At 59.4% G+C, this 12,809-nt stretch carries 15 protein-coding genes; 13 read left to right on the forward strand and 2 right to left on the reverse strand.

The annotated features are described in order from the left end of the window. The first annotated feature begins 40 nt into the window (after positions 1–40). From DDQ68_RS24555 to DDQ68_RS22405, 5 genes are read left to right on the forward strand one after another with little or no spacing between them, the layout of a single operon-like run. Positions 41–301: a PIN domain-containing protein gene (locus DDQ68_RS24555; protein WP_162549740.1), complete on the forward strand. Its 261-nt coding sequence runs from the start codon at positions 41–43 to the stop codon at positions 299–301. A 57-nt stretch (positions 302–358) separates the two neighbouring features. Next, on the forward strand, positions 359–862 hold the full coding sequence (locus DDQ68_RS02145; protein ID WP_109654390.1) for a transposase family protein: 504 nt from the start codon (positions 359–361) through the stop codon (positions 860–862). Positions 863–867: 5 nt separating this feature from the next. Continuing rightward, the gene (locus DDQ68_RS02150) at positions 868–1,308 is read left to right on the forward strand and encodes a transposase family protein (RefSeq protein ID WP_109654769.1); all 441 of its coding nucleotides are present in this window, start codon (positions 868–870) and stop codon (positions 1,306–1,308) included. A gap of 13 nt (positions 1,309–1,321) precedes the next feature. After that, positions 1,322–2,164: a PIN domain-containing protein gene (locus DDQ68_RS22400; protein ID WP_162549741.1), complete on the forward strand. Its 843-nt coding sequence runs from the start codon at positions 1,322–1,324 to the stop codon at positions 2,162–2,164. Positions 2,165–2,211: 47 nt separating this feature from the next. Next, entirely contained in the window at positions 2,212–2,361 is a 150-nt protein-coding gene (locus DDQ68_RS22405; RefSeq protein ID WP_162549742.1) for a phytanoyl-CoA dioxygenase family protein, read from the forward strand. Positions 2,362–2,603: 242 nt separating this feature from the next. Here the strand turns inward: DDQ68_RS22405 and DDQ68_RS02155 are convergent, their stop codons facing one another. Next, positions 2,604–3,935 carry a dicarboxylate/amino acid:cation symporter gene (locus DDQ68_RS02155; protein ID WP_109654396.1) on the reverse strand — a complete coding sequence of 444 codons (1,332 nt, stop codon included), beginning with the start codon at positions 3,933–3,935 and terminating at the stop codon, positions 2,604–2,606. A 515-nt stretch (positions 3,936–4,450) separates the two neighbouring features. On the opposite strand from DDQ68_RS02155, the gene DDQ68_RS23265 reads away from it, so the two are divergent. The 5 genes from DDQ68_RS23265 to DDQ68_RS02175 all read left to right on the forward strand — a co-directional run bounded on the left by DDQ68_RS23265 (position 4,451) and on the right by DDQ68_RS02175 (position 6,917). Continuing rightward, positions 4,451–4,624 (forward strand): DUF6728 family protein, encoded by a 174-nt coding sequence (locus tag DDQ68_RS23265; protein ID WP_170121916.1) that lies wholly within the window; start codon positions 4,451–4,453, stop codon positions 4,622–4,624. A 14-nt stretch (positions 4,625–4,638) separates the two neighbouring features. Beyond that, a complete protein-coding gene (locus tag DDQ68_RS02160) occupies positions 4,639–5,001 on the forward strand; it encodes an MmcQ/YjbR family DNA-binding protein (protein ID WP_109654399.1) in 363 nt (120 codons plus the stop codon). A 20-nt stretch (positions 5,002–5,021) separates the two neighbouring features. Beyond that, complete coding sequence (locus DDQ68_RS02165; RefSeq protein ID WP_109654402.1) at positions 5,022–5,456, forward strand: Rrf2 family transcriptional regulator; 435 nt, start codon at positions 5,022–5,024, stop codon at positions 5,454–5,456. Between the two features lie 295 nt (positions 5,457–5,751). Next, complete coding sequence (locus DDQ68_RS02170) at positions 5,752–6,222, forward strand: helix-turn-helix domain-containing protein (protein WP_109654405.1); 471 nt, start codon at positions 5,752–5,754, stop codon at positions 6,220–6,222. Next, a complete protein-coding gene (locus DDQ68_RS02175) occupies positions 6,180–6,917 on the forward strand; it encodes an IS630 family transposase (RefSeq protein ID WP_162549743.1) in 738 nt (245 codons plus the stop codon). The genes DDQ68_RS02170 and DDQ68_RS02175 overlap by 43 nt, the downstream gene beginning before the upstream one ends. A gap of 245 nt (positions 6,918–7,162) precedes the next feature. Here the strand turns inward: DDQ68_RS02175 and DDQ68_RS02180 are convergent, their stop codons facing one another. Continuing rightward, positions 7,163–9,790: a M14 family metallopeptidase gene (locus tag DDQ68_RS02180; protein ID WP_109654410.1), complete on the reverse strand. Its 2,628-nt coding sequence runs from the start codon at positions 9,788–9,790 to the stop codon at positions 7,163–7,165. Between the two features lie 273 nt (positions 9,791–10,063). Here DDQ68_RS02180 and DDQ68_RS02185 point away from each other — a divergent pair, with 273 nt between their 5' ends. From DDQ68_RS02185 to DDQ68_RS02195, 3 genes are all read left to right on the forward strand, one after another. After that, positions 10,064–12,127, forward strand: a complete 2,064-nt coding sequence (locus DDQ68_RS02185) for an alpha/beta hydrolase family protein (protein WP_109654413.1) — start codon at positions 10,064–10,066, stop codon at positions 12,125–12,127. Positions 12,128–12,209: 82 nt separating this feature from the next. After that, positions 12,210–12,464: a hypothetical protein gene (locus DDQ68_RS02190; protein WP_109654416.1), complete on the forward strand. Its 255-nt coding sequence runs from the start codon at positions 12,210–12,212 to the stop codon at positions 12,462–12,464. Further along, positions 12,436–12,768 (forward strand): type II toxin-antitoxin system RelE/ParE family toxin, encoded by a 333-nt coding sequence (locus tag DDQ68_RS02195; RefSeq protein ID WP_109654419.1) that lies wholly within the window; start codon positions 12,436–12,438, stop codon positions 12,766–12,768. The genes DDQ68_RS02190 and DDQ68_RS02195 overlap by 29 nt, the downstream gene beginning before the upstream one ends. Positions 12,769–12,809: the final 41 nt, after the last annotated feature.

Here is a 12,809-nt window from a genome sequence, read left to right on the forward strand (position 1 = left end):
CGCTATTACATAATAATAGATAATTATAAAGCTATTGCTAGTGAATGATTTTTATATTTTCCTAGACACGTCAATACTTTATAAGGATCCATTCTTTAAGGGTAACTTTTCTAGTAAGCTTTTAGAAGTCGCTAGAGAAAAAAACGTTGATATATACTTGTCAAGGATAGTATTGGATGAATTAGTCAGGAATTATGAAAAAATTATAAATGAAGAAAACTCTAAGCTAAGTAAGATTATTTCTGATTCAAGTCATTACAACTTTGTTAATAAAATCACAAAACTGTTTGATGTAGAATAAAGCTAATTCGGAAGTGTGTGTTAAGTTACTGCCCGTAGGCGAGGCGTAAATTTGGCTATGGATTACCTGAGTTTGCGCGAGCGGCCCCGCCAGTTTCTGGCCCTGACCAGCCTGCGAGCGGCGGAGTTTGACGACTTGCTGACCGACTTTGCCCCGGCCTGGGAGCGCCACCACCGCTACCACACCCTGGAAGGAACCAAACGGGCGTTCCCCGCCCACCGCGAGCGGGCCAACGCCGTGCTGGCGGGCAGCGATATAAAGCTCTTTTTTCTGCTCACCTACCTCAAAAGCAACGCCTTGCAAGAGCACCAGGCCGCCAGCTTTGGCATTTCGCAAGCGCGCGTCAGCCACTTGGCTACCGCCCTGCTGGGCGTGCTCAACCAGGTGCTGGCCCGGCGCGGGCTGCTGCCCGTGCGCGACGGCGGCGAGTTGGCTCAGCGCCTGGCTAACCACCCGGAGCCGGTCTTTGCCTACGACGGGGTCGAGCGGGGCGTACCACGTAACACGGACCGGGAGGCCCAGGCCGAGGAGTACAGCGCCAAAAAAAAGCGCACCGCGTGAAAAACATGACCTTATGCGATTCCACGCAGTACGTGCATTTTCTCTCGGCTACGGAAAGCGGGCGAGCGCACGACAAAAAACTGGCCGACGAGTACGCGCTGCACCTACCGGCGGGCTGCGTGTTACGGCAGGATTTGGGCTTGCTGGGCCACGCCCCGACCGGGGTCGTGGTGGAGATGCCCCACAAGAAGCCGCCGAAGCGGGAGTTGACGTTTGCCCAAAAGCTGTATAACCAGTTGCTGAGTCCGTTGCGCGTCGTTATCGAACACGCGCACAGCGGTATCAAGCGCCTGCACATGGTGCAGGGCACTATCCGCTTGCGCGGCGAATGGGTGCGCGATACGGTCATGGTCGTGGCCTGTGGGCTGCACAACCTGCGCGTGCGCAGCCCGCACCGCGCCTATCGCGCACCTGTCCACGCGAAACTCGCTAACTACGCCGAATAAGCTTTAATCTTCTTTGAAAGAATTAAAATTTTTTTATGATAGTCTTTATAATGAAGGAATAATATATATTATTGATCACGAAGACGATATTCTTCCCGAGATAATACATCGAGCGGTCAATAGAAAAAAGCCATTTTCTGAAAATAAAAACGAATTAAAAGATGCTTTAACATGGTTAAGTTACGCAAAATTTGTAGAAGATTATGAATTAATTAATTGTATTCTTATAACCGATAACGTTAGAAATTTCTGCGATTTAGAAAAACTAAAGAAAGATGAGTTAGTGATTCATAATGATTTATTAAATGATACTAAGAGATTCAGAATTTATCGCTCAATAAAAGATTTTTTGCAAAGTGAGGATAAAATATTGAGTTTCTCTTCCGTGCGATTTTTGCAGTGGGTAAATCACCAGGATTTCAATGATGCATTTGTTATAAATATTCTTAGAAATGATTTAAGTGATGATGTGAAAAGAAGTATTAAAGATAAATTTGCATACTATAACTTAAGCTATATTTTTGGTACTGATTATAGTGTTGAGGGTTTTATAGCATTTGATGATCAATTTTTTCTCCATAGAGTAGAAAATATCGAAGTAGATACTTTTGATGAAGAATGTATACTATCTGGAGATGTGTTTATAAGTTGTTCTGCGCAAGCTTACGAATACAGTGATGGAATAAACGATTCTGATGACGACAGCTATCGGTATTTTATTAATAATATGTCTTCTGGTAATGAATACAGATTATTCGGCGAAAAGGAGTTGAATATTAAAGTTACATTCTCATTTTATTATAACAGAAATGAAAGGCCCTTTAATCTTAGTATTGATTCCATAGAACTAACCTAATCTGTAAAAGCCAAGCACGCCACACGGCCTCCGCCACGGTGTGCGCCGTGCCCGCCGGCGGCGCCATGCTGATGAAGCCGCTGCTGCTGCACGCCTCCAGCCGCAGCACCAGCGACCGGCCGCGGCGGGTGATTCACCTGGAGTTTTCGGCCCAGGAGCTGCCCGCAGGGCTGGCCTGGCGCGAGCGGCGTGCCTGACGCGGCTAAATCGTGCCTTGGGGCCCAAAGCCCGTGCCCCGCCCACTAAGCAGTCACGCATAAGTAATCGTATTGAATTTTGAACGTCATGCTGAGCTTGTCGAAGCATCTCTCCCGCTTCGTTGAACGGTGCAGGCGAAGCGGGAGAGATGCTTCGACAAGCTCAGCATGACCGCCTTTTTAGCTACGATTACTTTTGCGCTACTGCTTAAGAGCCTGCGCGCCTGGTTCGGGCGCACCCGCTATTCGTGGCAAACCCCCACGAGGGGTAGTTCGGCCACGGGCTCGGGGCGCTCGTTTTCGGGCACCGAGCGGCCTTGCAAGGCCAGCTGGTGCCGGGCCTCGTTGAACTCGCCCTCGCTTTTGGCCACTACCAGCGTGGCAATGCCGTTGCCGATGACGTTGGTGATGGCGCGCGCCTCGCTCATGAAGCGGTCGACGCCCAGCAGCAGGGCCACGCTCTCGACCGGGATGATCTTGGTGGCGGCCAGCGTGGAGGCCAGCACGATGAAGCCCGATCCGGTGACGCCCGCCGCGCCCTTGCTCGTGACCACCAGGATGGCAATCAGCGAGAGCTGCTGGGAAAGCGAAAGTGGAATGTTAAAGGCCTGGGCCAGAAAGATTACCGCGATGGAGAGGTAGATGGACGTGCCGTCGAGGTTGAAGGAGTAGCCGGTGGGAATGACCAGGCCGGCCACCGAGCGCGAGCAGCCGTAGCGCTCCATCTTGTCGATCATGCGGGGCAGGGCCGACTCGGACGACGAGGTGCCCAGCACCAGCAGGATTTCCTCCTTGATGAAGGTGAGGTAAGGCCACAGGCGCAGCTTGTAGTAGCGCATTATCAGGTTGAGCACCACGAAGATGAACAGGAACATGGTGGCGTACACCACCAGCATGAGCTTGCCCAGCGGTAGCAGCGTGGCAATGCCGTACTTGCCGATGGTGAAGGCCATGCCCCCGAACGCGCCCAGCGGGGCCAGCTTCATCACCAGGGCCAGTACCCCGAACATAGCGTGCGAGAGCCGGTCGAAGGTCTTCACCAGCGGCTCGGCCATTTTGCCCATCCGGTTGAGGGCCAGGCCGAAGAGCACCGCAAACAGCAGCACTTGCAGGATGTCGCCCTTGGCAAACGCCTCCACCACGTTGCCGGGCACGATGTGGGTGAAGAACTCCACCCAGTTCATCTCGCCGGCCTGGGAGGTGAACTTGGCGGCTTCTTCCACCTTTTTGCCGTCGCGCAGCACGGCCTGGGCCACGGCCTGCACGCCCGCGCCGGGCTTGGTAAGGTTGGCCACCAGAATGCCGAGGCCCAGGGCCAGCGTAGTCACGATTTCGAAGTACAGCAGGGCCTTGCCGCCCACGCGGCCCACCTTTTTGAGGCTGCCCATGCCCGCAATGCCCAGCACCACCGTGAGGAAGATGATGGGGGCAATCAGCATCTTGATGAGGTTGATGAACGTGTCTGCCACGGGCTTGAGGGCCGCGCCAAACGTGGGAAACAGGGCCCCCACCAGCACGCCCAGGGCAATGGCCGTGAGCACCTGCATGGTAAGGTTCGAATACAACCGTTTCATAACAAGGGTATTAATTATATGGAAAGGAGTTATTAGTTGTCAGTTGCTCGTTGTTAGTTGAGTATTGAGCCATTAGCAGGGGCTTTTAAGCGGCCCTAAGCGGATAGTATTAGCTTTCATGTTAATGATCAGCTTATTGCGCTCGAATTAATGGACGATTGATCCAGGCCAGGCACTTAGCTGGTTATAAGCGGACTGATAACTGACAAAGAGCAACTGACAACCTACTAAGGGGCGGGCGGCGCACTACGGCGCGTGGTGGTTGAGCCGGGCGGCATTCAGGGCTGCGTGCGTGGTTGGGAACGCGGCCAGTGAAATAGGATTTTCATGGCGGGTAGCCGGGCGTGGCGGGGCAAACGGCGACGAAAAGGACGGGCGGTAAAAGTAGGTCGGGCGCGGCTTCACGGGGCGGGTGCTTCGGCCGCGGGGCCCTGAAAAGCCACAACAAATTCAGCATTTCGTCAATCTTTCCGGGGGCCCCGGTGTTACATCACCGACCCATAACTCGCCCCGCCATGAACGGTAAAGACCTTTTTAATTTCGGCCCCGCCTTCGGGTATTTCTTCCGCAAGAACGATCCGGCCCGCAAGTCCAACTTCAACCTCAAAACCATGCACTTCATCAATAAGCTCAGCTTGGCGATGTTCTTGGTCTGCCTGGTGGTCATGTTTTTCCGCTACGTGCTGTAAACAAGGTTGTTGCAATGAACATTGAGGACTTCCGCGATTACTGCCTGGGCCTGCCGGGCGCCACGGAGGAAACACCGTTCGGCCCCGATACGCTGGTGTTCAAGGTGGGCGGTAAAATATTCGCCCTCACCGATTTGCAAACCTTTGCCAGCGTAAACTTGAAGTGTGCGCCTGAGCGAGCCGCCGAGCTGCGTGAGCAGCACGACTACGTACTGCCCGGCTTTCACATGAACAAGAAGCACTGGAACACGGTGCTCATCGGCACCGGGGCCCCCGACGCCGTGGTGCGGGCCTGGACGGCCGAATCGCACGAGCTGGTGGCGGCCGCCCTGCCCAAAGCCGTGCAGGCCGCCTTGGTTCGGGCCCTCGAAAAATAGCCCCCGGGGCCCTGCGTGCCATGCAAATCAGCAGTCGTTTCTCCGTGGCCGTGCACGTGCTTGCGCTCCTGGCGAACCAGGATCCCGCGGCCTTGCTGACCTCCGGCCGCATGGCTGGCAGCGTGAACACCAACCCGGTGGTTATCCGCCGCATCCTGGGCCAGCTCAAAAAAGCGGGGCTCGTGGAGGTGCGCGCCGCGGCGGGCGGTACATTCCTGCGGTGCGCGCCAGCCGGCATCTCGCTGCTCGACGTGTACCGGGCCGTGGAGGTGGTGGCCGAAGGCAAGCTGTTCCACGTGCACGAGGGGCCCAACCCGCGGTGCCCCGTGGGGCGCAACATCCAGGCCGCGCTGGACGCTACGCTCGTGCGCGCCCAAGCGGCGCTGGAACGGGAGCTAGCCCACGTGACCCTGGCCCAGGTAGTGGCCGACCTGACTTTAACGGTCAGCGCCTGACCTTCTTGACGCTCATCATAGCAACCATGCTTCCGCCGAAATGCACCGGGGCATCAAAACGGCCCAGCGTTCGACACCAATGGCCATAGTGGCGCTCGACGAGCTGTGGGGGTAACATAATTTCGGTAAGGAGCGCTTCATGGCCGCCCATTGGTGGCCCAAAATGAGTAACAAAAGAAACGGTCAGGCTAAACGAAACGAAGCATCTCGCCCGCGCAAATAACCCAACCGATTTAGGTACTGCTGAGTCAGCGAAGTTGACTAACAGAATACAGGTAGTTTAGGTTGGCCTGGTATGGCCCGACCAATCACTCCTTTTATCCTAGCGGCCGCCGACCAGGCTGCCCTCGAAAACTTCACCCGCACGGGCTGCCGCCCGGTGCGGGCCGTACGCCGCGCCCAGGCCCTGTTGGCCTTAGCTACGGGCATCGGCCAACAGGCGGCCGGTAAGGCCATCGGCCTGAGTCGGCAGACCGTCAGTGAGCTGCGCCGCCGCTACGAAGCGGGCGGCTGGGAGCTCGCGCTATCTGAGGCCCCGCGTAGTGGCACGCCCCCACGCTTCGACGGGCCCCAGCGGGCCGCCCTCACCGCTCTGGCCTGCACCCCGGCCCCGGTAGGCCACAGCCGCTGGACGTTGCGTTTGCTCGCCGACAAAGCCGTGGAGCTGGAACTGGTGGAAACTATTTCCCACGAGACGGTGAGCCAGGTGCTCAAAAAAACGAGTTGCCGCCTCACCGCCAGCAGCACTGGTGCCTGGGGGCGGTGAACGCCGCCTTCGTAGCCCGGATGGAGGACGTACTGGCCGTCTACGAACGGCCTTATGACGCGCGTTTTCCCGTTGTCTGCTTCGATGAGCGGCCCTGCGTGCTCCACGGCCAGCCCGTCGAACCGCTGGCCCCGGTGCCAGCCCAACCGGCGGTGGGCAAGCAACCGGCCAAAGCCGGGCGGCCCCGCCGCGAGAGCAACACCTACGTGCGCCAGGGCACGGCTTGCCTGCTGGCCGCCTTCGAGCCGGGCACGGGCCAGCGCCTGGTCGAGGTCTCCGCCCGCCGCACCGGGGCCGACTACTGCCGCTTTATGCAGCAACTGGCCGCTCACTACCCGCAGGCCGAGAAAATCGTGTTGATGCAGGACAATCTCAACACCCACACCGATGCCGTCTTCTATCAGCACCTGCCGGCGGCCGAAGCGCGGGTGCTAGCCGCTCGCTTCGAGGTGCATTACACGCCTAAAAATGCCTCCTGGCTCAACATGGTCGAACTCGAACGCTCGGCCATCGCCCGCCAGTGCCTGCACCAGCGCATCCCCACGCAAGACGAACTCACGGCCCACGTCGCCGCTTGCGTGGCTGAGCGTAATGCGGCGCGGGCCACCGTAAAATGGCAGTTCACCCTCGAAAAAGCCCGCGTCAAACTCGACCGACACTATCGGAAAATTAGGGCAGCTAATTTGCCTGACTAAGCAGTAGTTACGCCGGAGAGATGCTTCGTTTCGTTCGGCATGACCGTTCTTTTTTCGGCAGTGGTCCAAAGCGGGGTGATATTCTATTTTCAGTTATTGGCACATTCTAATGGGAACCACTTGAATAGAGTCAGAAAAGCGGAAAACAGTGTGTCAAGAAGCAGAATTAAATGCTGGAATCACCCCGCTTTGGACCACCGCCCTTTTTTCGGTCAACAAACTTTTGGTCGGTAACCACCCAGCGGCTATTGCCCGACCAGGAACACGGCGTTGCTGAACAGCAGTTTGCCGCTTTGCCAGAAGGCGCGGAACAAAGGGTTGTCGCCGAGGTAGATGACCTGGCCGCGGCCCAGGTCCTGTTCGCCCAGCACCAGCGTGTCCACCAGCTCTTTGCGGGCCTTAGTACCGGCAAAACCGGCGTAGTAGGCGTTCTTTTTGATGACGCCCACGTTCCAGCCGCCCTTGCCCAGGAAGCGGTAGCTAAGCGGCGTGCGGACGAGGGCCGAGTAGGTGCCGCCGTAGCCAAAGGCCAGTGGGTGCGTGTTGTCGAGCTGCACGCGGTAGATGGTGCCCAGTGCCTGGTCCTCAGTGCCTTCGCGGTCGGCGTTGCCGTAGCGGCGCAGCGGCAGGTAGGGGTCGGCTTTCTCGGCTTTTTTGATGGCTACCGAGTCGGTAGCCTTGGCTTTGAGCAGGAAGTCCTTCTTATTGGCCAGGAATTTCATGCCGCCTTCCATGGCGATGAGCTTGCCGCCGCCGCGCACCCAGGCCTTGAGGGTTTCCAGGGCCTTGTCGGGGTAGATGTCAGCGTAGTTGCCGTCGGGCAGAATCAGGACGTCGATTTTGGCCATGCTCACCCGGCTCAGGTAGTCGGTGCCGAGCACCGTGATGGGGTAGCCGATCTGCTGCTCGAAAAAGTGCCACACCTCGCCAAAAGCGGTGGCGTCGATGCCGGGGCCCGCCACCACGGCCACCACGGGCTGTTTCACGAAGTGCACCGTGCCCGAGCCCAGGTCGCGCCCGGTGGTCGAAAAGCCCGTTTTTACGGCCTGCAACACCGTGCCCGCCGAGTCGGCCTGAGCCCGCACCAGCTGGTCGAATTTGGGCCCCAGGGCCTCGTTTCCGGTGCGGGTGATGACGAGCGTACCGGGTGCGTACTTCTGCCCCTCGGCCTCAAAATCCTTTTCGGCAAAGCGTACTTTTACCTTCTGCTGAAGCAGTTGGCTAAGGAAGCGTACGTCCTGCAAGTTGTTCCAGCGGGCCAGGTAGGCGTAGGGCTTGTCGGTGGGGGCGGCGGCGCTGCCCTTCACCACGGCTGGGGTGGGCGTGGGGCCCGAGGCGTCGAGGCGCTGGGCCAGGGCGTAGGCCTTCACCCCAAACGAGTAGGGTAGGGCCCAGGAGGTGATGTCGTAGGTGAGCGAATCTTCCAGCTGCGGGCGCGGCTCGAACAGCACCTTCACGAGCGTCGATTTGGGCTGATACATGCTCACGAGCACGTCGTGGGGCGCAATTTCCACGTCCTCGGTTTTGCCGGAGGCGTAGCTGTAGCCGCGGGTGCGTAGCTTCTTGGGCGCGAAGCCGTAGCTGATTTGCTGGCGCTCCAAGTACTGGGTCAGCATTTTCAGCTGGCCGGGATCGTTGCCGGAGGCCAGCACGTAGGTTTTGTAGGGGCCCCGGGGCTTGGTTTTGGCGGTGGTGAAGTAGGCCTGGAACTCGCGCAGCAGGTCGTCGTGGCGCTCGGCGGTGGCCTGGAGGGTGGCGCGGCTGGCGGCGTGGTGGTGGGCAATGCGCTGGGCCAGGGTGAGGGTGTCGCCGTCGACGCGGGCGCAGCGCACGCCGGCGGGGCCCCCGCCGCCCTGCTCATACGTCATGCCGATGGCGCCGTTGAAGCTGGGCCAGGTGTCGCCGTAGGTGGGGGCAAACAAATCGTAGGTTTCGCGGGTGAAATACAACCAGTTGTTCTTGTCGAACGTGGCCCGGTTGTAGTCGCCGATGATGCCCTGGAACTTGCGCTGCCAGGGCGTGATGTCGGCGTGGTAGGGCTTGGCCGCGGGCGAGAAGTAGTACGAGTTGTTGGGCCCCATCTCGTGGAAATCGGCGTGCACCTGCGGCAACCACTTATTATACAGCACAATGCGCTGGCGGCTTTCCTGCTGGGTTTGCCAGGCCCAGTCGCGGTTCAGGTCGAAGTAGTAGTGGTTGTAGCGGCCGCCGGGCCAGGGCTCGTGGTGCTCCCACGAGTCGGGCCCCGCGTTGGGATTTTGGTTGCGCACGCGGTTGTACCAGTTCACGTAGCGGTCGTGGCCGTCGGGGTTCACGCAGGGGTCGATGATGACGACCGTATTCTTCAGCCAGTCCTGCATTTGCTGGTCCTGGGGGTTGCCCAGGTCATACAGCACCTGCATCACGGCCTCCGAGCTCACAGCCTCGTTGCCGTGCACGTTGTAGCTCATCCAGCACACGGCCGGCATCTGGCGGCTGGCGGTGCCGCTTTCGAGGCCGGCCAGGCGGCGGTCGTTGTGCTGAATGGCGTCGAGCTGACCGAAGTTTTCGGTGCTGGCCACCTCAATTACTTCCAAGGTCCGCTTCTCGTACGTTTTGCCGTAGGGCACCACTTTCATGCGGCCGGGGGTGTGGGCCACCACGTGGGCGGCGTAGCGCAGCACGTCGGCCTGGGGCGTGAACTGGCTGCCCAGTGGGTAACCCAGGAACTGGCCGGGGGTGAGCAGGGGCCCCGCGGCGTTGGCCGGGGCAGTTTGTGCGGCGCTAGCGAAGGGCAAGGCCAGGGCCAGCAGCACCGCCAGGCCGGTGTGGCCCAGGGCCTGCGCCGCCGCTTGCCCGCGGGCAAGTAATTTGGTACGTAGTGAGTATGCCATCAAGCAGGTTAGAAGGTTTCGAGAGAAAGCAAGGACGGGGCCCCTTGCGGTAAAGATGCAGGCCAGCCGCCGGGCAGCCTCGTGCTTTAGCTTTTCACCACGGAAAAAGCGAAACTATCCCAGAAGATGCGGGGTAATTTTTCGTGCTTCGGGTTGCAAACATGCTATATTTTTGCAACTTAGAGCCCCAAATAAACCGGACCGGGACGAACGCCCGGCGGCGGGGGGGCGTCCTGGCCCGGGCTTTCGGGGTTTTCAATAATCTTACTTCCTATGAAAAACCTACTACCCTTGCTGGCCACCCTGGCCTTGGCGCCACTGGCCGCCGGGGCCCAAACGGCCCCCGCCCCGCGCCCCCTGAGCCTGCGCGACCTCGCCCGAATGCGCGACGTGGCCGACCCCAACCTCTCGCCCGACGGGGCCTGGGTAGCCTACACCGTGGCCCGCGTGGACACGGCCACCGACAAGCGCGACGCCGACATCTGGATGGCCCGCACCGACGGTAGCCAGAACCTGCGCGTCACCACCAACCCGGCCAGCGAAAGCAAGCCCCGTTTCAGCCCCGACGGCAAGTACCTGAGCTTTGTGTCGAGCCGCGGCGAGGACGACGGCGGCAACGCCCAGCTCTGGCTGCTGAACCGCGCCGGCGGCGAGGCCGAGAAGGTCACCAAGCTCAAAGGCAGCGTGTCGGACTACGTGTGGAGCCCCGACGGCCAGCGCATCGCCTTGATTATCAAGGATGCCGACCCCGACTCGCTCACCGCCGCCCAGAAGGCCAAGAAGAAAACCGCGCCGCCCATCGTCATCGACCGTTTCCAGTTCAAGCAGGACATCGACGGCTACCTCAACCAGCAGCGCCAGCACCTCTACATGTTCGACGTGGCCACGCGCCGGCTCGTCTGCCTCACGCCGGGGCCCTACGACGAGCACCTACCTGCCTGGAGCCCCGACGGCAAGCAGCTGGTCTTCAGCAGCAAGCGGGGCCCCGACCCCGACCGCCACGACAACTACGACTTGTTCCTGATCGACGCCAAAGCCGGGGCCCCCGCCCGCCCGCTGCTCGCCACCGATGTGCCCGAGAGCGCGCCCAACTACGGCAGCCGCCCCGCCTGGAGCCCCGACGGCCGGCATATCGCCTTCGTACAAGGGGGGGCCAAGGAGCAGCTCGTGTACGCCCTGCACCAGCTGATGGTGGCGGACGTGGCCGGGGGCCCCGCCCGCGCCCTCACCGCCGGCCTCGACCGCAACACCACCCAGCCCGAATGGGCCCCGGATGGCAAAAGCCTTTACTTCTTGGTTGAAGACGACCGCGCCGAATCGCTGATGCGGGTGCCGGCCGCCGGCGGTAAGCTGGAGAAAGTGCTGGCTGGCCCGCGCCAGGTGGGCGATTTTGCTCTGGCCAGCAAAGGCCAGCTCGTGGTGCTCAGCAGCCAGCCCCAGCAGCCCACCGAGGTGTTTGCGCTGGACAAGAAGGGGGCCCTGACGCCGCTTTCCAAGCAGAACGATGCGTGGCTGAAGGGGGTCACGCTCGGCGCCGTCGAGCCTATCCAGGCCAAAAGCAAGGACGGCACGCTGGTGAGCGGCTTCCTCATCAAGCCGGTGGGCTACCAGGCGGGCCGCAAGTACCCCACGCTGCTGCGCATCCACGGGGGGCCCGTGGCGCAGTTCGGCTACGGATTTTCGTTTGAGTGGCAATACTTTGCCGCCAACGGCTACGCCGTGGTGGTGGCCAACCCGCGCGGCAGCTCGGGCAGGGGCCTGGAGTACAGCAAGGCTATTTTTGCCGATTGGGGCAACAAGGACACCGACGACGTGCTGGCCGTGGTGGACTACGCCGTGGCCCAGGGCCTGGCCGACCCCGACCGCCTCGGCGTGGGCGGCTGGAGCTACGGCGGCATCATGACCGACCAGGTGATTGCCCGCGACCAGCGCTTCAAGGCCGCCGTGAGCGGCGCTAGTATCGGCAACGTGCTGGCCGGCTATGGTACCGACCAGTACATCCGCGACTACGAAACCGAACTGGGCACGCCCTGGAAAAACACCGACGTGTACCTGCGCGTCTCGTACCCCTTCTTCCACGCCGACCAGATTAAAACGCCCACGCTCTTCGTGTGCGGCGAGAAGGATTTCAACGTGCCCCTGCTCAACACCGAGCAGATGTACCAGGCCCTCCAAAGCCTCCACGTGCCCACCGAGCTCGTCATCTACCCCGGCCAGTTTCACGGCGTCACCACCCCCAGCTATGTGAAGGACCGCTACGCGCGGTATTTGGCTTGGTACAACAAGTACCTGATGCCCAAGGGCACGGCCGTGGCTGGCGCCAGCGGCGGGGAGTAGCACGAACTTTGTAGTTGAGCAGTGCGTGGATGAACTCTCGTTAGGCGCTGCTTGTAAGCATTAACTACTTGTATCTTGCATCATGCGCCAAGTTATTCTCATCGTGCCCGACGAGTTTTACGCGCCCTTTATGAAACTGGTAAAGGCGCTGCCGTTCTCCATTAAAGCCAAGCCCATAGCCCCGCCCAAGCCCAAGCAGTACACTCCCGAGCAGCAGGAGTGGATTGATGATTTCCGCGAGGCGCTCCACGAAGTGGAGTTGCATCAGCAAGGAAAAATCAAGTTACAGTCTGCTTACGACCTGCTGGATGAGCTTCGAAATAATAGCGTCGGATAGATTCAGTAGGCTCATCAAGCGATTCCAAAAGAGATATCGTTCCGTACCGGACGATTTTGCTAAATTGCTTGAAGAGTTAGCTAAAAATCCGAAGACTGGCGAGCCACTGGGCCGCGATTGTTACAAAGTGCGCATGAGCATCGCTGCCAAAGGCAAGGATAAAAGCGGTGGAGCCAGAGTAATCACTTGTGTCAAAATTGTAGGTGAGATAGTTTATCTGCTCACGATTTACGATGAATCCGACCAAGATTCAATCTCCGATAAAGAGCGCGACGACCTGTTGCGCGAAAACGGGTTGCTGTAGAAACGAAAAAGCCCGCTGCAATTGCAGCGGGCTTTTTCGTG

The sequence above is a fragment of the Hymenobacter nivis genome (genome assembly GCF_003149515.1).
GTDB classification, from domain to species: Bacteria; Bacteroidota; Bacteroidia; order Cytophagales; family Hymenobacteraceae; genus Hymenobacter; species Hymenobacter nivis.

Coding starts and splice junctions, on each gene's coding strand:
- DDQ68_RS02160 (WP_109654399.1), top strand. CDS start 4,639: ATGAACATTGAGGACTTCCGCGATTACTGCCTGGGCCTGCCGGGCGCC.
- DDQ68_RS02190 (WP_109654416.1), top strand. CDS start 12,210: ATGCGCCAAGTTATTCTCATCGTGCCCGACGAGTTTTACGCGCCCTTT.
- DDQ68_RS02150 (WP_109654769.1), top strand. CDS start 868: ATGACCTTATGCGATTCCACGCAGTACGTGCATTTTCTCTCGGCTACG.
- DDQ68_RS02185 (WP_109654413.1), top strand. CDS start 10,064: ATGAAAAACCTACTACCCTTGCTGGCCACCCTGGCCTTGGCGCCACTG.
- DDQ68_RS02145 (WP_109654390.1), top strand. CDS start 359: ATGGATTACCTGAGTTTGCGCGAGCGGCCCCGCCAGTTTCTGGCCCTG.
- DDQ68_RS02155 (WP_109654396.1), bottom strand. CDS start 3,935: ATGAAACGGTTGTATTCGAACCTTACCATGCAGGTGCTCACGGCCATT.
- DDQ68_RS02165 (WP_109654402.1), top strand. CDS start 5,022: ATGCAAATCAGCAGTCGTTTCTCCGTGGCCGTGCACGTGCTTGCGCTC.
- DDQ68_RS02195 (WP_109654419.1), top strand. CDS start 12,436: ATGAGCTTCGAAATAATAGCGTCGGATAGATTCAGTAGGCTCATCAAG.
- DDQ68_RS02170 (WP_109654405.1), top strand. CDS start 5,752: ATGGCCCGACCAATCACTCCTTTTATCCTAGCGGCCGCCGACCAGGCT.
- DDQ68_RS23265 (WP_170121916.1), top strand. CDS start 4,451: ATGAACGGTAAAGACCTTTTTAATTTCGGCCCCGCCTTCGGGTATTTC.
- DDQ68_RS02180 (WP_109654410.1), bottom strand. CDS start 9,790: ATGGCATACTCACTACGTACCAAATTACTTGCCCGCGGGCAAGCGGCG.